We start from the raw sequence: 17807 nt of genomic DNA on the forward strand, positions 1-17807 counted from the left end.
AGATAAGGAGTGACTCGTCATGCCCGCAATTGTCGGCTTCGTCAAAGTCATCAGCGTCGGTTCAGGCTCGATCGTGCAGTTCGGCGATTCCGTTCAGCTTTCGCCGGCGAGTTCTTCCAAAACGTACGCGGGTTCCGGCTCCTTCCTGACCGGCAGCCTGGCGAACTCCAATACCGCCGTCAGCGCCACGAACACCAGTGATCCCGACGTTCAGGACAACACGGAAAACAATCTCGCGAACGGAGTCAACGTCTAATGAATCTCACGGTTCACCAGACGATCACGGTTTATCAGCTTCGAGTGGACAGCGTGTCGAACTCTTCCGTCCTGCAAGTCGGGACGGCGGGTTCCATCGCTTCGAACGCCCAAATGTACAACACGGGAGGTTTTACGGGACCGGCGCCGCAGCTTGAAGAGAACCCCGTCAACTTCGTGCCGCTGCCCAATCCGAATTAATGCCGGAGGTGCCTGCATATGCTCAATGAACCTCAAAGGACGCCGTCCCCTTGGCAGATGGTCATGGGTCTCAATCAATACGTCCAGCAGCTGCAGTGCCAAGTGAACGACCAGCAGGCGCTTATCGACCGGTTATGCCAGCAGCTTGAAGCTTTGAACGAACGAATGAATGCCGCGGAAAACAAACCGTATTATCATGTCGATACGATACAATACCATTTTGACCAGTTGAAAGTGGAGAAGCTGTCCGGCACGCTCAATATCGGCATGTCCGCGCCCAACGACGAACAAATCAAGGAAATCGGCCAGCTGGTCATGCCCGTCAACGGGGCAAATGGGAACGGCAACGCAAATGGCCCTGGCATCGGGAACGGCAACGGGAATGGAATCGGAAACGGTATCGGTAACGGCATCGGTAACGGCATCGGGAACCAAGCCGGCCCCGGCGTCGTGAACGAACCGAAAAAATCGGCCGAAGCGGATATGGACCCCCAAGCGACCAATTCGCCCCACCAATTCCCGGCGCCGTCCGCGCTCGGCATTCCGCCCGCCGTCTCGCCGCCCTACCCGTACCCGGAGATCCGGCATGCCATCGACTGTTACTTGGATCAGAACGCGTCGCAGCAGCTGCGGCAGCTCGAAGCCGAAACCGGCATCGCGCTGGACCCCTACCATCAAAGGCTGATCATCGAAGATATTCGCAAACAAATGAGCCAGCGCATCCAATTCTATATCCAGACGGGTGCCCGAGAAGCGGAGAAAGGCGAGGGCAAGCACGGCGGGACCGCGGCGGCTGGCCCCGACTTGCAGGAACAGGTCATTCGCAAGACCGAACGCGATATCGATATGGCTTTGCGAAATTACGTAGGCCGATTACTCGGCAATCCATGAACGAAGAGGAGAATGACCCATGCAGCTCAATGTCGTGAATCATGTGCTGGCCGTCGGCTGCATTCAATTGACGGCCGTCGCGAGCGCCTCGATCCTGCAGATCGGAGATACGCAAACGATCTCGCTCGTTTCCATGTTCGACACGCCGCCGGAATCGGTCATCGTCGGGCCGCTCGCGCCCCTCGAAGAACCGGAGGGCTTCATGACGGCCGAAGGAGAAGGCGCATTGGAGCAGGAATCGGAGGAGCGGCAGAAGCCGATTGACGGCCGATGAAGCGAAATGACGGCTTGGCGGCTTCAACCGGCGAAAATGCGGACTACCCCGTCCGCGTATCGGAGGTCGGAGGCTTCTACTTGACGAGTATCGGCAGCGCGTCCATCGCGCAATTCGGGGACCGCGCGGACGTCAACGCATCCCTTCGCGGCGTTGCCGTGCAGCGGGAATCCGATCACCTCGTCTCGAATGACGTTTACTTCGAATCCTACGATATTTTCTCCCAGCCGGTCCCTTCCCTGAGCCCGTTCCTCGCGCTCGCCGCGCAAGCGAATCCGCTCGAGATGCGCACGACGAACCGCGAACCGCGCATCAGCGTCGGCTGCATCGAGATCATCGCCGCCAGCAGCTCGGCTCTGCTGCTCGTCGGGAACGGCGTGAACACGAGAGCCGAATCGCGCATCAGCAATATCCGGCAGTTCGCGCGGCCGCCGCTGCGTTACTACGGCACCGGCTATTGTCCCCCCGTGACGTCCGGAGCCCCGACCGTCCGGGTTTCGGAATAGGCGAATGCATAATTATGAATGAACCCCGTACAAACGTCCAATCCCATCCTTGCCGCCAACATATATTAGCAATGTGATAAGAAACATCACAATCAACCACTCAGGAGGTATGTACAGTGGGATATGGTGTAGGCGGCGCAGGCCTCGGATGCGGACCGGTATTCGGAACAGCTATTGGCGTAATCCTTGTTCTTTATATTTTGCTCGTAATCGTTCTTCGCGGCGGCTTCTTCTGAGCAACTGACAATCCGACAAAACTCCAAACAAGTCCTGCCCGGAGGCAGGACTTGTTTGAGTTTTCGCGTCGATTTCATTGGCGATCCGCACAATCGATTCTACGTTATCCGCTGCCCAGCAGCGGAATGTACACGTCGACCTCGTCCGGCCATACCGGCTTGTGCACGTTGTATTTCTCCAGCGCCAGGCCGCGTTTGTTGTTCTGCAGCCCCTTCGCCCGCAGGTAGCCGTGCAGCAGATCGTAGGGATCCGTTCCTACCGCCCTCACCGTCGCGTAGCGCTGCGCCGGAATCCGGAAGCCGATCATCCCGTCCGGCACGACGTCCAGCTGATCGACCTCCATGCAGAACAAATACGTGAACAGCTGCTCGCACACGAACGAGGGGCACACGTAATGTTCGGCATCCACCATGCCCTTGATCTCGAAACGCCTGCTGATGAACAGCTTCTGCAGCTGCTCGACGCGCTTGGGCTCATGCGAAGCGAAGACCGACGTGATCGCCATGCCGATATAGCCGCGCTCCGGAAGCGATAGTTCCTTCACATCCTCCACCGTGCTCAAACGAGAACCCTCCTTTGGCCTTCGCCGACTATGCATCTCGCGCGCAATCTTCGTTGTCAGCAATAGCCTATGCTTCGGCGGCCTTCCCGTCAAGCGCCGATTCGAGGTACGAACGCGGGCGCTGCCGGCAAGACCGTCAACGTCTGGCCGCGACCTCCGCCAACAGTTCCGCGATCAGCTCCCGTACCGTGCGGGAGCCGATATCCCCGTCGCCGCGCCTGCGCACGGATACCGTGCCGGCACCCCGTTCCGCTTCGCCCAGCACCAGCGTGTACGGCACTTTCTCGAGCTGCGCTTCCCGGATCTTGTACCCGAGCTTCTCCTGCCGGAAATCCGCTTCCGCACGCAGACCCGCCTCTTCCAGCATGGAGCGGATATCTCTGGCGCGATCGGCATCGGCTTCGGAGACCGGAATGATCTTCGCTTGGACAGGCGCGAGCCAGAGCGGGAACGCGCCGGCGTAATGCTCCGTCAGAATGCCGACGAAGCGGTCGATCGAACCGTAGACGGCGCGGTGGATGAGCACGGGCACATGCTTTCCGCCGTCCTCGCCCGCATAGACGAGGCCGAACTTTCCCGGCATTTGAAAATCCAGCTGCACCGTCGCGCACTGCCAGCTCCGGCCGATCGCGTCGCGGATATGGAAATCGATCTTCGGTCCGTAGAAAGCGCCGTCCCCGGGATTGACGCGGTAGTCGACGCCGCGGCCGCGGAGCACCTGCTCGAGCGAGCGTTCCGCGCGGTCCCACAGCTCCTGCGACCCCATGGCATCCTCCGGCCTCGTCGAGAGCTCGATCCGGTAGGAGAATCCGAACACCGCGTACATCTCGTCGATCAACGCGATCGCGCGGCCGATCTCCTCCTCGATCTGATCCGGCCGGACGAACAGATGGGCGTCATCCTGGCAAAACGTCCGTACGCGCATCATGCCGTTCAGCGCGCCGGAATATTCGTGGCGGTGAACCTGGCCGAACTCCGCCAGCCGGAGCGGCAGGTCGCGGTACGAACGCAAGCGGTTTTTGTACACGAGCATATGCCCCGGGCAATTCATCGGCTTCAGCGCGAAATCCGTCTCGTCCACCTTCGCGAAATACATATTGTCCTTGTAGTGGTCCCAATGGCCGGACTGCTCCCAGAGCCGCCGGTTCATCATGAGCGGCGTCCGCACTTCCTCGTAGCCTCCCTTACGTCCAAAGCCACGAGAGAACTCTTCCAGCTGCGTGCGCACGACCATCCCTTTCGGCAGATAGAACGGCATGCCGGGCGCTTCCTCCGAGAACATGAACAGCTCGAGCTCCTTGCCGAGCTTGCGGTGATCGCGTTTCTTGGCTTCCGCCAGCAGCTCCAGATGGCGCTCCAGCTGCGATTTCTTCAGGAACGCCGTGCCGTAGATGCGCTGAAGCACGGCATTCGCCGCATCGCCCCGCCAATAGGCGCCGGCGACGCTGAGCAGCTTGAACGCCTTGATCCGCCCCGTCGAGGGGAGATGCGGTCCCCTGCACAGGTCGAGGAATTCTCCCTGCGCGTAGACGGAGATCTCCGCGTCTTCCGGCAGATCGCGGATCAGCTCGAGCTTCAAGCGCTCCCCCCGCCGCTCGAACAACGCCGATGCTTCCTCCCTGCCGACGACCCTGCGCACGATGGGCAGGTCTTCTTTGGCGATCGCCTCCATCTCTTTCTCGATGGCGCGCAGATCGGACGGCGTCAGCGGTTCGGCGACCGCGACGTCGTAATAGAATCCGTCTTGGATGACGGGACCGACGCCGAGCCGTACCGCATCGCCGCCATAGAGACGCTTGATCGCCTGCGCCATCAGATGGGCCGCGCTGTGCCGATAAACCTCCAGCCCCGCTTCGCTGTCGAGCGTTACGATTTCTACCGCGCAATCCTCCGCGATGGCAAAGCTCAAATCCACGAGCTTGCCGTTCGCCTTGCCGGCGACGGCGTTCTTGCGAAGCGCGGGGCTGATGGCCTCCGCCAGCGTCGCAATCGATTCACCTTTGATGCAGCACCGTTCCGAACCGTCCGCTAATTTCACGTTGACCTTGTTGTCCATTAGCCTTCCTCCGTTCGATCGAATTGCGGCGAGCCGCTTGTCGCTGCCCCGTGGCGGCCGGGCGCGTCTCGTACCGCGTGAACGCAAAAAAAACGCATCTCGCCCAAAAGGGACGAGTGCGTTCGGCTCGTGGTTCCACCCTAGTTCGACCTTGTCTCCGCGCGCCTTCGCGCAGCGAATCCAAGATCCTTATTGGAATCCGGTAACGGGGATGAATCGGCTCCGTTTACAACCGCGACACCGAGTCGGCGGGTTCAACGTGACGGCTGCAAAGTGGTAATTCGCATCTCAGGACGGAAGGGATTCGCAGCAATCATCCCTCTCTCTGCGCAGCCTGACTATGGGAACCGTGTCTTTGGTTTTCGCCAAGTATGAATCTGTGTATTCATAATATTCAGGAAACTATGAAAATGTCAAGAGGGGGGCGGCGTTTTTTCTCGCGGCGGTACCGGAAGCGCCTTGTGTCTTGGCGCTGCATGTGCATCCGCGAGAGTGTCAGATTTGTTCACACGACGTGTCGGAGTGTGAGCTGCGGCCGAACGGACCTTCGCAGGCAAGCACCTTGGCATCTGCGCGCAGGCATAGCTGCACGGCATCACGACCGAGACGCCGCGCCATGCGCTCGCCGCCCTAATCAAAACAAGAAAGGCAGCAGAAGCCGATCGCTTCGCTGCCTTCGCCTTGCTATATTGCCGCCGCGCTTTTCTCCGCCGAGGAAAGCTCGGCGTATTTCTGCGCGTAGCGGGTGACGCTTTGCACATAGGTCGCATGCGACCAGGTGAGCGGCGCGACCGACAGCGGGCTGCCGTCGTTCGGATGCAGCTGCTCGGGCAGCAAGCCGCTCGAGAGCGCCGTCTTGACGACCCATTGCAGCGTATCCCGCGGCTTGACGAGATCGGCGAGCGTCTTGGCGGATTCGATCTCGAAATTGGCGACCCAGAGCGTGCAGATGACCCACGGGTTGCCGGGCACGTTCTCGATATCGCCCGACTGTTGGAAATAATAGTCGTTCGTATACCGGGCCACGCCGCCGACGCCGGTCTTGACCGCCAAGCCGTCGCGAATGGCGTGCATGGTCTTGATCACGCGTTCGTCCTCGACGGGCAGCACGCCGAATTCCCAGATGCCGAACATGCTGCTCTCCAGCGTCATGTCCTTCACCCAGCGGTTGTCTTTCTGGATCAAGCCTCTTGCGAAGCGGCCGCTTTCCTCGTCCCACAATTGCGTCAGGATCCCCTGCTTGATCCCCTCCGCGGTATTGCGCAGATGGTCGCTGCGCTCGTAATCCCCGAACAGCTCCGTGAAGAATGCCGCCGCCATCAGGCCGCCGTACACGGAAGCGGCCGTATACGTCCAGATGCCGTAACGCTCCTCCCACAAGTCGTAGCTCGGCTTGGGCAGGGACAACGCATGCTCGATATATTGGCTGAGGAACAATGCGCCTTTGCGAATCAAATTGTTATACAACGCCTGCGGCAGCTCGATCACCTGATTGCGCGTGTAATCCTTCCACAGCGCGAACAGCACGAGCGCGGTCTCGTCCTCCTGAATCGGCAGCCGCCTGCTGCCCTGGACGATGTACGGATGCCAGCTGGAGCCGACCGTTCCGTCCGGGTTGTATTTGTGGAACAAGTACCCGTCCGGCGACAGCGCTTGGGCGCAGAAATGGAAGAACGGCGAGATGACGCTTTGGAAGCCGGCGGCCGACATGGCGTCCGCGATAAGCGCGCCGTCCCGCGGCCACATGTAGCTGTAATGATCGCGGTTGTACTGGAGAATATCGGTGTCGTTCGCGGCGATGATAGCCCCCCGCTCGTCGGTCTGCGTGCGCACGATCAGCAGGCTGAGGCGGAACAGGTTGATGGCTTCCGGCGACAAATCGCCGAGATTCTGCTCCGCGCGCTGCAGCCAGTGGTTCCAGTAGATGACGATCCGGCTGAGCAGCTTCTCCGGATGGCTCTCTTGGACGTATTGATTCAGCGCCTTGACTTCCTCGAGGTTCTTGCCGATCGACATCCAGTAATACACCGTCTTGTCGCCGCCCGGCGGCACGACCGTGCGGAAGCTGATCGTGCTGTCGACGGAGCCCTGCGCGATGGAATTGCCCATGAGCGTGCCGTCTTCCGCGTCCCGCCAGGTGCCCTCCGCGGACTGGAACCGCTTGATGCCCGTCGTGTACTGCATCATGCCCCCCTCGTCGGAGAAGCCGTTGAACATGAAATACGAGGAGCGCTTGTAATGGTAGAGCGTATGATTCTCGGGATAATACGCCGCCGTATCCCCGACCTCGGAGCCGTCGATCATCAGATCGTGGTGGAAGAACAGGCGGCATTCGCGGGATTCCGTGCCCAGATTGCGGACGAGGACGCGTTTGATATAGATGCTTTCGCGCTGGTGGATGCCGTCGTTCAAATGCAGCTCGATGGCCAGCCTGTCGTTGCGGGCGATGATGTTCGTCACGAGCGAATCCGCCACGTACGAGAGCTGGAATTGCCACTCCGGATCCTCCAGCCAGGAGAACTGGCCGGCGACCCAAATGCCGAACCGGCAATATTGGCCGCCGACGTGGTTGAGCTGCCCGACGAACGGATAATAAATATCGCGTATGTAGCAGTTGTCGTCCAAATTCATCAATATTTTGCCGTTGCCGATTACGAGATGACGGGCCATGCGGAATTCTCCTCTCTTTGCGGCACGAGCGAGCCGTACAGCGCCAGGTAAGCCTTCGCCGAACGATGCCAGCCGAAGTCTTCCTTCGCGCCGTTCGCGACGATTCGCTGCCAGGTTTCCTGGTCGCGGTAGAAGCGGATCGCCCGCTGTACCGTGTACAGCAAATCATGCGCGTTGTAATTCGCGAAGGTGAAGCCGTTGCCTTCGCCGGTAAACTCGTTGTAGGGCTGGACGGTATCCCGCAGGCCGCCGGTTTCCCGCACGATCGGCACGGACCGGTACCGCAGCGCGAGCAGTTGGCTGAGGCCGCACGGCTCGAACAGCGACGGCATGAGGTACATGTCGCTCCCCGCGTAGATGCGCCGGGCAAGCCCGTCGTTGAAGCCGAACCACGTGGACACTTGACCGGGGCGGCGCTGCTCCGCTTTGCGGAACATCTGCTCGTAATTCCAATCGCCGGAACCCAGGATGACCAGCTGAACGTCTTCGGACAGGATCTCCTCCAGCACGGCCGCGATCAAGTCGAAGCCCTTCTGGTCGACAAGCCTCGACACGATGCCGAGCAGCGGCGTCTCTTCCGATTCCGTCAAGCCCAGCTCGCGCTGCAGCGCGAGCTTGTTCTTTCTTTTGCGCGGCAGCGAGCCGCGGTACGGCGTGGACAGCGCCGAATCGTTCATCGGATCGAACAGCTCGGTGTCAATGCCGTTCACGATGCCGGATAAATCGCCCGTCCGCCAGCGGAGCAGTCCGTCGAGCTTCTCGCCGTAATATTCCGTCTGGATTTCGCTCGCGTACGTCGGGCTGACCGTCGTCAGCTTGTCCGCGTACCGCAGGCCGCCCAGCATGCAATTGCCCGCGCCGTAGAAATCGATGCCCTCGGTGCCGAAGAGCTCGTCGCCCGAACCCAGCAGATCCTTCAGCAGCTCGCGTCCGAAGACGCCCTGGTAGCGCAGATTATGAATGGTATACACCGACTTCATGTCCCTCGTGCCCGGCTCGTACCGGTATCTCGTCTTCAGCAGGAACGGAATGAGTCCCGTCTGCCAATCGTGGCAGTGGATCACGTCCGGATGGAAATCGGAATGGAACAGCGATTCGACGACCGCATAACAGAAGAACACGAACCGCTCCGCATCGTCGTCGTACCCGTAGAGCCCGCTGCGTTTGAAGTAGGATTCGTTGTCGATCGCGTAGTACGCGATGCCGTCGATCTCCGCCTTGAGCAGGCCGCAATACAAGTCCCGCCAGCCCATCCGCACCGTGAACGTCGAGACGGTCTCGAACCGCTCCGCAAATTCCGCCGGAATCGTGCCGTATTTCGGCAGGATCACCCGAACGTCCGCGCCTTTCGCGAGCAGCGCCTTCGGCAGCGCACCGGCCACGTCGGCGAGACCGCCCGTCTTCACGAGCGGCACCGCCTCCGATGCCGCAAACAATACTTTCATCATAAGGATTCACCTCGAATATGGTCATGTCCGCCACTCGTCCATGACCATGTAATATCGAACCACCAATTAGATGACTTTCCGCTTCATCGCGATAAACGGCGACGCCTCCGCGCCGTATAACTCCCTGCTGCGTTCCACCGTGACGTCCTTGTCCAAAATCACGTGATTCACCGAGCTGTTCTCGCCGACGATGCCGTTCTGCATGATGATGCTATTGCGGACGACCGCCCCTTTGCGGACGTGCACGCCCCGGAACAGGATGCTGTTCACGACCGTTCCCTCGATGATGCAGCCGTTCGCGATGATCGAGTTGCTCGTCTTCGCTCCTTCCGCGTAGCGGGCCGGCGGCTCGTCCTTGACCTTCGTGAAGATCGGGCCGGGCTCGAAGAACAAGCTCTTCCACACGTCCGGCCGGAGCAGCTGCATGCTGTTCTGATAATAACTGTTCAGCGTATTGACGATGCCGAGATAACCGTCGAATTTATAGCATTGGATATGCAGCTTGTCGACGCGGGACATGATGGCGTGGCGGACCAGATGATCCTGGCCTTGCGCGAGCGACGTATCGACCATCTCCAGAAGCAGCTCCTTGCGCATCAGGTACATCTCCATCGAGATCAGGTCGCTCTCCAGCCGACCGAAATGATCCTGCATCGCCGTGACGCGCCCCTTCTCGTCGATTTGCACCTTGCGGGCCCGCCCGCCGAATAGCTCCGGCTGCTCCTTGCAGATGACGGTGATGTCCGCGCCGCTCGCTTTATGCGAGGCCAGCACGCCCTCGAAATCGAGGTTGCTGATCATATGGCTGCGCGTGATCAGCACGTACTCGTGCGTGCTGCGCACGAAAAAGTCGCGGTGTTGGTAGAAATGATAGAGATCGCCGCGGCGCACCTCGTTGACGTCGTCCGTGACGGGCGGCATGATGAACAGCCCGCTTTGGCGGTGATGCAGGTCCCAGTGCTTGCCGGAGCCGAGGTGGTCCATCAAGGAACGGTATTTGGTCTGCGCGAACACGCCGACCTTGTTGATGCCGGAATTGACCATGCTGGACAACGTAAAGTCGATCAAACGGAAGCGCGCGCCGAACGGCACCGTGGCGAGGCAGCGGCTCGCGGTCAGCGATTCCATCTCGTCCGCCTCGTGGATCAGATTGATGACGCCAAGTATGTTGGAGTTCATGTGCGCTCTACCTCCTGCAACGAATGGTTGGCGGTGACGAGCTCGTCGCTCGCGATGACGGTGACGTTCTCGCTGTTCGGACTGCCGACGACGACGCCGTCTCCGATGATGGCGCCTTCCCCGATAATGGATTTATAAATGCGGACGCCTTTGCCGATCTTGACGTTCGGCATGATGACGGATTCGCGGATCTCGCTGCCGATGCCCGACTGCACCCCGTGGAACAGGACCGAGCGCTGCACGAGACCTTCGACGATGCAGCCCTCCGTGATGAGCGAGTCCGCGATCTCCGCGGTCGCCGCCGCATAGTGGGCCGGGCGGTTCGGATTGACGGAATAGATCCGCCAGTTGCGGTCGTTCAAGTCCAGCGCCGGCCGCTCGGAGAGCAGATCCATGTTCGCTTCCCACAGGCTCTCCAGCGTGCCGACGTCCTTCCAATAGCCATTAAACGTATACGACTGCAGCTTAACCCCGTCCTGCAGCATGGCCGGAATGATATCCTTGCCGAAATCGTTGCCCGAGAGGCGGTTGGCCTCGTCGCGGATCAAATACTGCTGCAGCACCGGCCACGAGAAAATATAGACGCCCATGGACGCCAGGTTGCTCGTCGGCACTTTCGGCTTCTCTTCGAAGGCGGCGATCCCGCCGTCGTCGTCCACGTGCATGATGCCGAACCGGCTCGCTTCCTTCCAGTCGACCTCGATGCAGGCGATCGTCACGTCCGCCCCTTGCTCCTCGTGTTCCCGCAGCATGAGCTCGTAATCCATTTTATAAATATGATCGCCCGAGATGACGAGCACGTAGTCCGGATCGTACCGGTCGATAAAGCCCATATTCTGATAGATGGCGTTCGCGGTCCCTTTGTACCACATGCCGCCTTTCGATTTCACGTAAGGAGGGAGAATCGCCATGCCGCCGTCGCGCCGGTCCAGTCCCCACGGACTGCCGATGCCCAGATACGTATTCAGAACGAGAGGCTGGTATTGCGTAAGCACGCCGATCGTGTCGATGCCCGAATGAGCGCAATTGCTTAAAGTAAAATCGATAATGCGGTACTTCCCGCCAAAATGGACGGCCGGTTTGGCCACGTCTTTCGTCAAGACGCCCAACCTCTTCCCTTCTCCTCCGGCAAGCAGCATAGCTATCATTCTTTTTCTGCCCATGGACACCCTCTCCTTCTCGGCTGCAGCTGCCTGCCGCAGCTCAAAAATGTTCCCTTACGTCATGCCATGCAAAGCGGAAAAGCGTTCGCTGCGGCCAGGTTTCCCTGCGGCAAACACAAGCAGTTGAAACGTAAGCGGCGGAAGGTCGATCGTCAGGCTGCACGGCCTTCCATGCCAAGCTGTCTTGGTGCTATATAGAACTTCCGGCACGTGCGCCATGGCACCGCCGAAAGCTGCCGCCTCACTGTGCAGGGCCAACCGGTATTGACCGTGCTCCGGTACGCCGATGCGATATTCGGGATAATGGTGGTTCGAGAAGTTGCAGACGATGACGGAAAAGTCGTGCTCCGCATGTCCGCGGCGCATGAACACGATGACGCTTTGGGCCGCGTTGTGAACGTCGATCCATTCGAAACCGCCGGGGTCGCAATCCCGTTCCCAGAGGGAGGATTGTTCGCCGTATACGCGGTTCAGCGCCTTGACGTATTGGTGCATGCTGCCGTGCTTGGGATACGCGATCAGCTGCCAGTCGAGCGACTCGTCGTATTTCCATTCGTCGAACTGACCCCATTCGCTGCCCATGAAGAGCAGCTTCTTGCCGGGATGCGTCATCCAGTAGCCGTAAAACAAGCGCAGCTGCGCGAATTTCTGATCGTAGGAGCCCGACATCTTGTTCAAGAGCGAGCGTTTGCCGTGCACGACCTCGTCGTGGGACAGCGGCAGGACGAAATTTTCCGAGAAGGCGTAAATAAGCGAGAAGGTAATCAAATTGTGGTGGCGCATCCGTTCGCCCGGATCCAGCGCCATGTAGCGGAGCATGTCGTTCATCCAGCCCATGTTCCATTTGAAATTGAAGCCGAGTCCGCCCATGTACGTCGGTGACGTGACGGCCGGCCAGGAAGAGGAGTCCTCCGCGATCATGAGCGCGTCGGGATAGTAGTGAAATACCGTTTCGTTCAAGCGTTTCAGAAAGCGGATGGCGTCGATGTTTTCCGTTCCGCCGAAGGCGTTGTAGGTGAACATCTCTGGGGGTTTGTCGAAATGCAGGTCGATCATGCTGGCGACGGCGTCCACGCGAAGGCCGTCGATATGAAAAACATCCATCCAATAGATGGCGTTGGAAATGAGAAAGCTTTGTACTTCCGTGCTGCCGAAGTCGAATGCCAGGGTGCCCCACAGCGGCTTCTCCGCCAGCTTCGCGTTCGGTCCTTCGAAGATGGGCGTGCCGTCGAACAGCCTTAGCCCGTGATCGTCCTTGCAGAAGTGGCCCGGGACCCAATCCAGAATGACGCCGATCCCGCGTTGATGGCAGCGGTCGATCAGGTACATCAGCTGCTTCGGGCTGCCGAACCGGCTGGTGGCGGCGAAGTAGCCGGTCACCTGGTAACCCCAGGATTGGTCGAGCGGATGTTCGGTGACGGGCAGCAGCTCGATGTGGGTGTACCCCATCTCCATGACGTATTCGACGAGTCCGTCGGCGATCTCTTCGTAGGTCCAGAACAGCTCCTTGCCCCAATTGCGCCAGGACGAGAGGTGGACCTCGTAGACGAGCATCGCTTCATGATAGGGACTGACTTCCTGCTTCCGCCGCAGCCATTCGCCGTCATGCCAATCGTAATTGAACACTTCGGATACGATGGACGCGGTGCTGGGGCGAAGCTCGGATTGAAACGCGAACGGATCGGATTTTACGAGCCGTTTGCCGTCTGGCGTATGTATCTCGTACTTGTAAATCGTGCCTGGACCGAGATTGGGCACAAAGAGGCTCCAGACGCCGGTTTCGCCGATGAGCTCCATATCGTGACGCTCGCCGAGCCAACCGTTGAAATCGCCGACGATCCGGACGCGCCGGGCGTGGGGCGCCCATACCGTGAAACGCACGCCATGCTCGTCGGCAAGCCGAATCGGATGCGCACCAAATGTGCGGTAGCTATGAAAGAGATTACCTTTATTGAATAAATACAAATCGCGCAGAGAGATTCCGATCGTTGCCGCATTCGCCATAAAGTGCCATCCACCTCCTGAATGTCGCTTCTTTGTAAAGGTTTTGTCAAGAATACTAACGCAGGCACGATTATTCTTTCATTATACACGTACCAACTCAAGATCGCACTTGTTTTCAGAAAATTCTTGAAGGTCGGAAACCGCGCCGTTACGCCAGTTCCGCGTCGATCTCGAAGCGGTGCAGCCCATCCAAAATCTGCTTATGGGCGGCCAATAACGCCTGGATTTGTTCGCCGTCTACCGTCTCGAGCGCGGCTGTCATCGCCCGGTAAGAGTAAGCCTGCCGGATCGACCGCTTGGCGAGCGCTTCGCCTTTCGGGGTCAGCTTGACGTTGATCTCCCTGCGGTTCCCCTCCGCCTGCTGGCGTTCCGCGATGCCGGATCGAACCAGCCCCTCCACGCTGACGCTCAAGGTGCTCTTGGATGCATGCAGCCGCTCCGTCAACTCCTTCAGCGTCAAGCCCGGCGCGCGGTACAACGTGTTGACGACGGCCATGCCCTGCATCGTAAGACCCAGGCTTTCCGCGTTGCGGCGCGTAAAATCGGAGGCCGTTCGCGTCACCGCCATGAACGACTGCAGCACTTCGATCGCCTGCTCGACTTTCGGGTCGGTATAGTCCAATCTAAAACCCCCTTCGCCTAAATCGACATATTCCACATAGTTCGACAAAGAACAGTTCGTATATGAACAATTTTAATAGAGTCCTGCCTGCCCGTCAAGCTTAGAATTTCCGTTATTTCCCGCTTGCCAAACTCAAGCGCTTGACCCGCGAACTTGACTTGTCGATTTTGATATCGCTAAGATAAGGGAGCAAGATCACATATCTTTCGGAGGTGCGAGCATGCAGTCATTTACTTACCAGAATCCAACGAAGATCGTTTTCGGCAAAGGAACGGTCGCGCAATTAGGCGGTCTGATCGAACCTTTCGGCAAGACGGTTTTACTTGTATATGGGTCAGGCAGCATAAAAAGAACCGGCTTGTATGACGAAGTCAAGAACCAGCTCGAATCCATCGGCGCAACTGTCATCGAATTGTCCGGCATCGAGCCGAATCCGCGGCTCGCGACCGTCAATCGCGGCATCGGGCTGTGCCGCAGCGAGGGCGTCGACTTCATCCTGGCCGTCGGCGGCGGCAGCGTATTGGACGCATCCAAGGCGATCGCGGCAGGCGCGCGCTATGACGGCGACGTCTGGGATTTCTTCATGAACAAAGCGAAGATCGGCGACGCGCTTCCGATGGGCGCCGTGCTGACGCTCTCGGCTACCGGGTCGGAAATGAACGGCAACGCCGTCGTCTCGAATTGGGAGACGAAGCAGAAGCGTTCGTTCGGCAGCATATATACTTACCCCCGCTTCTCGATTCTCGACCCAACCTTGACGTTCTCGGTTCCGCGCGACCAGACGGTCAACGGCGTCGTCGACATCATGTCGCATGTCTTCGAGCAATATTTCTCGCTGACGGCGGACGTGCCGCTTCAAGAACGCCTGTGTGAATCCATCCTGCAGACGGTCATCGAGAACGCGGAGATCGCGCTGGAGAATCCGGAAAACTATGAAGCGCGCGCCAACCTGATGCTGTGCGGCACCCTGGCGCTGAACGGCGGGTTGATCAGCGTCGGCATGGCCAACGACTGGGCATCCCACGGCATCGAGCACGAGATCAGCGCCATCTACGATATCCCGCACGGCGCGGGCCTATCCATCGTGTTCCCGAACTGGATGAAGTACGTCTACAACGAACGGATCGACCGGTTCGCGCAGTACGCGGAGCGCGTATGGGGGATCGAGCGCGGCGCCAAATCCGACGAGGAAATGGCGCTTGCCGGCATCTCCGCGACGCGCGCCTTCTTCACCCGCATCGGCGCCCCGGCGACGCTGTCCTTCTACGACATCGGCGAAGAGCATCTGGACGTCATGGCGCGGGAAGCGGTCTTGTTCGGGCCGATCGGCAACTTCAAGAAGCTGAATCAGAACGACGTGAAGGAAATCCTGGTCATGGCGCTGTAAAGCAATCTAAGCAAACAACGCAAAAGAGGCTTCGTTCTGTCCGGTCAGCCGGAACGGAATCGAAGCCTCTTTTGTCACGTCGTTATGCGGACGGTCGTCGTGTTACCCGAGAAATATGCTTTTTTGCCGGGAGACGTCCACGGCCGAGACCTCATGGGAGTCGTATGCGGCGATATTCGCGCCGAGCGTCCGGAAGGCGCCGACGACGTCCTCGTAGCCGCGGTCGATATGCTGCACGCCGGCGATGGTCGTCGTGCCTTCGGCGCAAAGTCCTGCCAGGATCAAGCAAATGCCCGCTCTGACGTCCGAGGCATGAACCAAATTCCCCTGCAGCGGATGTCCGCCGTCGATGATCGCAACGCCGGAACGAACCTTGATCTTTGCCCCCATTCGCATAAGCTGGTAGGCATGATTGAACCTTGCCGGATAAATGCGCTCGCCAATCATGCTTCTGCCGCCGGCCTGCGTCAAAAGCGCGGTTAACGGCTGCTGCAGATCGGTGGCGAATCCGGGGTACATCGCCGTCCGCACCCTAGTCGCCCGGAGTATGCCCGAATACGAAGCCGTCATGGATTGCCCGTCCGTTTCGATCTCCATCCCGATCTCGCGAAGCTTGGCGACGCAGGACGACAGATGTTCGGGGATGACGTCTTGGACGGTTACGCTTCCGCCCGTCGCTCCGGCCGCCATCAAGAACGCGCCGGCAATCAGCCGGTCCGGGATGACGGTGTGGGTGCACCCCGAGAGGGACGTTACGCCCTCGATGCGGATCTGATCGGTACCCGCTCCGGTGATTTTCGCCCCCATGCGATTCAATAGATTCGCCGTATCCGTCACTTCCGGATCGCGCGCCGCATTGAGCAAGACCGTGCTGCCTGTCGCGCGAACGGCCGCAAGCATCGCATTGATCGTGCCGCCGGACGTGATCATATCGAAGTAAACGGTTGCCCCCCTAAGCTCCTTGGCTTCGACCGTATAGTAGCGGTCGTAAAAGGAGAACGTGGCCCCCATCATCTTCAATGCTTTGATATGCTGGTCCATGGGACGGCTGACGAAGTCGTCTCCGCCCGGGTAGCCGACGGTGACGCTGCCGAATTTGGCCAGCAGGCCGCCGATGAAATAATAAGCGGCCCGGAACGAGGAAGACTTGACCGGTTCCAGCACCGTACTGTCGATGCAACGGGGATCGACTACGATCGCGCCGTCCGGCCGACGATCGAATTGCAAACCGATTTCGGCGCCCAATTCATAAATGACGCGCAAATCGGCGATATCGGGAATGCCTATCAGCGTAACGGGCTCGTCGGACAGGCACGCGGCCGCAAGCAGCGCGAGCGAACTGTTTTTGGAACCGGGAATTTTGACGTTGCCTCGCAACGGCGAGGATCGTTGGACTTTAATCGCCTTCATGGTTGACTCCTTCGCTTGAAAAATCTTCGTCCGCGACCACGACATCGACGTTTTTGCTTTCGAATTCCCGAATCGCTTTCTCGGAAACGCCTTGGTCGGTAATTAACAAATCGATCTGATGAAGCGGAATCGTGGCGGCAAACATTCGGACGCCGACTTTCTCGTGCGGCGCCAGACAAATCGTCCGCCTGGACGCTTCCGAAACCGCGCGCGTGAAAGCCGCGCCTTCCGGCGTAGACGTGCTGACGCCGTTCAGCGCGACCCCGCCGCCCGTAATGAAGCCGATATCGAAATTGTACTTCCCGATCGTCTCTAATGCGATCGTATCGATCATGCTGTCGCCGATCGAACGGAGTTTCCCTCCGATCAAATAAGACTCGATATGCGGCTGATTCCGAATCCATTCCGCGATCGTAAGCGAGTTCGTGATCACCGTGAACGGAATGTCGGCCGGCAAATATTTCAACATGCCGTAGTGGATGCCGGCGCTGCCGATAAACACGGTGTCGTTCTTCTGAATGAGGGACGCCGCATACTCGGAAATCGCATTCTGATGCGGGGCTCCCTCCCCGTAACGGATAGACCGGGGCTGCGCGAAGGTGCGCACTTTGGGCGGCAGAGACAGCGGTATGGCGCCTCCGTAGGTTTTCTGCAGCAATCCTTGCTCTTCCATAATGGTCAGGTCGCGTCTGATCGAATCGATCGAAAGCTGAAACTTGCCGGCCAGGTCCTTGGCGATGATTCTGCCCTCTCTGGCGAGCAGGTCCAAGATATGCTGCCTTCGTTCCTCCGCTAGCATTGCAACCCCTCCATGGCGTTGGTTTACGTGGTCTACTCACATCGTATTCCGTATTATTCATTGTTGTCAATTTCTTATTCGGTCTTTTTAACGTTTCTTAACGTTTTTTCATGATTCTAATCCGCTATCGGCTTCAATGCAAA

16 protein-coding genes are annotated in these 17807 nt (G+C 59.0%); 6 read left to right on the forward strand and 10 right to left on the reverse strand.

The features are described from left to right. The first annotated feature begins 19 nt into the window (after nucleotides 1-19). The 5 genes from AC50YL_RS12405 to AC50YL_RS12425 are packed head-to-tail and all read left to right on the forward strand — an operon-like array spanning nucleotide 20 to nucleotide 2127. The gene (locus AC50YL_RS12405; protein ID WP_161745176.1) at nucleotides 20-256 is read left to right on the forward strand and encodes a spore germination protein; all 237 of its coding nucleotides are present in this window, start codon (nucleotides 20-22) and stop codon (nucleotides 254-256) included. After that, nucleotides 256-456, forward strand: coding sequence for a spore germination protein GerPB (locus AC50YL_RS12410; protein ID WP_161745175.1), 201 nt, complete (start codon nucleotides 256-258; stop codon nucleotides 454-456). Before AC50YL_RS12405 ends, AC50YL_RS12410 begins: the two co-directional genes overlap by 1 nt. Nucleotides 457-474: 18 nt before the next feature. Then, nucleotides 475-1347 (forward strand): spore germination protein GerPC, encoded by an 873-nt coding sequence (gene gerPC, locus AC50YL_RS12415; protein ID WP_494832263.1) that lies wholly within the window; start codon nucleotides 475-477, stop codon nucleotides 1345-1347. 19 nt (nucleotides 1348-1366) lie between these two features. Beyond that, nucleotides 1367-1621 (forward strand): spore germination protein GerPD, encoded by a 255-nt coding sequence (locus tag AC50YL_RS12420; protein ID WP_494832264.1) that lies wholly within the window; start codon nucleotides 1367-1369, stop codon nucleotides 1619-1621. After that, nucleotides 1618-2127 carry a spore germination protein GerPE gene (locus AC50YL_RS12425; RefSeq protein WP_494832266.1) on the forward strand — a complete coding sequence of 170 codons (510 nt, stop codon included), beginning with the start codon at nucleotides 1618-1620 and terminating at the stop codon, nucleotides 2125-2127. The genes AC50YL_RS12420 and AC50YL_RS12425 overlap by 4 nt, the downstream gene beginning before the upstream one ends. Nucleotides 2128-2467: 340 nt before the next feature. Here the strand turns inward: AC50YL_RS12425 and AC50YL_RS12430 are convergent, their stop codons facing one another. From AC50YL_RS12430 to AC50YL_RS12465, 8 genes are all read right to left on the reverse strand, one after another. Next, a complete protein-coding gene (locus tag AC50YL_RS12430; RefSeq protein ID WP_494832573.1) occupies nucleotides 2468-2917 on the reverse strand; it encodes a GyrI-like domain-containing protein in 450 nt (149 codons plus the stop codon). A gap of 145 nt (nucleotides 2918-3062) precedes the next feature. Continuing rightward, a complete protein-coding gene (gene thrS / locus AC50YL_RS12435; RefSeq protein WP_494832268.1) occupies nucleotides 3063-4982 on the reverse strand; it encodes a threonine--tRNA ligase in 1920 nt (639 codons plus the stop codon). A gap of 684 nt (nucleotides 4983-5666) precedes the next feature. Continuing rightward, nucleotides 5667-7652, reverse strand: coding sequence for a glycoside hydrolase family 15 protein (locus AC50YL_RS12440; protein WP_494832270.1), 1986 nt, complete (start codon nucleotides 7650-7652; stop codon nucleotides 5667-5669). Next, entirely contained in the window at nucleotides 7634-9100 is a 1467-nt protein-coding gene (glgA, locus tag AC50YL_RS12445; RefSeq protein WP_494832272.1) for a glycogen synthase GlgA, read from the reverse strand. Before glgA ends, AC50YL_RS12440 begins: the two co-directional genes overlap by 19 nt. A gap of 66 nt (nucleotides 9101-9166) precedes the next feature. Further along, complete coding sequence (glgD, locus tag AC50YL_RS12450; protein ID WP_494832274.1) at nucleotides 9167-10279, reverse strand: glucose-1-phosphate adenylyltransferase subunit GlgD; 1113 nt, start codon at nucleotides 10277-10279, stop codon at nucleotides 9167-9169. Then, nucleotides 10276-11442, reverse strand: a complete 1167-nt coding sequence (locus AC50YL_RS12455; RefSeq protein ID WP_494832276.1) for a glucose-1-phosphate adenylyltransferase — start codon at nucleotides 11440-11442, stop codon at nucleotides 10276-10278. Before AC50YL_RS12455 ends, glgD begins: the two co-directional genes overlap by 4 nt. A 54-nt stretch (nucleotides 11443-11496) precedes the next feature. Further along, complete coding sequence (gene glgB, locus AC50YL_RS12460) at nucleotides 11497-13446, reverse strand: 1,4-alpha-glucan branching protein GlgB (RefSeq protein ID WP_494832278.1); 1950 nt, start codon at nucleotides 13444-13446, stop codon at nucleotides 11497-11499. Between the two features lie 148 nt (nucleotides 13447-13594). After that, the gene (locus AC50YL_RS12465; protein WP_494832279.1) at nucleotides 13595-14068 is read right to left on the reverse strand and encodes a MarR family winged helix-turn-helix transcriptional regulator; all 474 of its coding nucleotides are present in this window, start codon (nucleotides 14066-14068) and stop codon (nucleotides 13595-13597) included. Between the two features lie 220 nt (nucleotides 14069-14288). Here AC50YL_RS12465 and AC50YL_RS12470 point away from each other — a divergent pair, with 220 nt between their 5' ends. Next, nucleotides 14289-15455, forward strand: a complete 1167-nt coding sequence (locus AC50YL_RS12470; RefSeq protein WP_494832280.1) for an iron-containing alcohol dehydrogenase — start codon at nucleotides 14289-14291, stop codon at nucleotides 15453-15455. A gap of 102 nt (nucleotides 15456-15557) precedes the next feature. Here AC50YL_RS12470 and murA read toward each other — a convergent pair whose 3' ends face one another. Both murA and AC50YL_RS12480 read right to left on the reverse strand, forming a co-directional pair. Further along, nucleotides 15558-16865, reverse strand: coding sequence for a UDP-N-acetylglucosamine 1-carboxyvinyltransferase (gene murA / locus AC50YL_RS12475; protein WP_494832281.1), 1308 nt, complete (start codon nucleotides 16863-16865; stop codon nucleotides 15558-15560). Next, nucleotides 16852-17664 carry a DeoR/GlpR family DNA-binding transcription regulator gene (locus tag AC50YL_RS12480; RefSeq protein ID WP_494832283.1) on the reverse strand — a complete coding sequence of 271 codons (813 nt, stop codon included), beginning with the start codon at nucleotides 17662-17664 and terminating at the stop codon, nucleotides 16852-16854. The genes murA and AC50YL_RS12480 overlap by 14 nt, the downstream gene beginning before the upstream one ends. Between the last annotated feature and the right edge of the window lie 143 nt (nucleotides 17665-17807).

Source organism: Paenibacillus sp. J22P277 (assembly GCF_059383675.1).

Excerpts from the sequence above, each read along its gene's own strand:
- AC50YL_RS12405 (WP_161745176.1), top strand. The coding sequence starts at position 20 with ATGCCCGCAATTGTCGGCTTCGTCAAAGTCATCAGCGTCGGTTCAGGC.
- AC50YL_RS12410 (WP_161745175.1), top strand. The coding sequence starts at position 256 with ATGAATCTCACGGTTCACCAGACGATCACGGTTTATCAGCTTCGAGTG.
- gerPC (WP_494832263.1), top strand. The coding sequence starts at position 475 with ATGCTCAATGAACCTCAAAGGACGCCGTCCCCTTGGCAGATGGTCATG.
- AC50YL_RS12420 (WP_494832264.1), top strand. The coding sequence starts at position 1,367 with ATGCAGCTCAATGTCGTGAATCATGTGCTGGCCGTCGGCTGCATTCAA.
- AC50YL_RS12425 (WP_494832266.1), top strand. The coding sequence starts at position 1,618 with ATGAAGCGAAATGACGGCTTGGCGGCTTCAACCGGCGAAAATGCGGAC.
- thrS (WP_494832268.1), bottom strand. The coding sequence starts at position 4,982 with ATGGACAACAAGGTCAACGTGAAATTAGCGGACGGTTCGGAACGGTGC.
- AC50YL_RS12440 (WP_494832270.1), bottom strand. The coding sequence starts at position 7,652 with ATGGCCCGTCATCTCGTAATCGGCAACGGCAAAATATTGATGAATTTG.
- glgA (WP_494832272.1), bottom strand. The coding sequence starts at position 9,100 with ATGATGAAAGTATTGTTTGCGGCATCGGAGGCGGTGCCGCTCGTGAAG.
- glgD (WP_494832274.1), bottom strand. The coding sequence starts at position 10,279 with ATGAACTCCAACATACTTGGCGTCATCAATCTGATCCACGAGGCGGAC.
- AC50YL_RS12455 (WP_494832276.1), bottom strand. The coding sequence starts at position 11,442 with ATGGGCAGAAAAAGAATGATAGCTATGCTGCTTGCCGGAGGAGAAGGG.
- glgB (WP_494832278.1), bottom strand. The coding sequence starts at position 13,446 with ATGGCGAATGCGGCAACGATCGGAATCTCTCTGCGCGATTTGTATTTA.
- AC50YL_RS12470 (WP_494832280.1), top strand. The coding sequence starts at position 14,289 with ATGCAGTCATTTACTTACCAGAATCCAACGAAGATCGTTTTCGGCAAA.
- murA (WP_494832281.1), bottom strand. The coding sequence starts at position 16,865 with ATGAAGGCGATTAAAGTCCAACGATCCTCGCCGTTGCGAGGCAACGTC.
- AC50YL_RS12480 (WP_494832283.1), bottom strand. The coding sequence starts at position 17,664 with ATGCTAGCGGAGGAACGAAGGCAGCATATCTTGGACCTGCTCGCCAGA.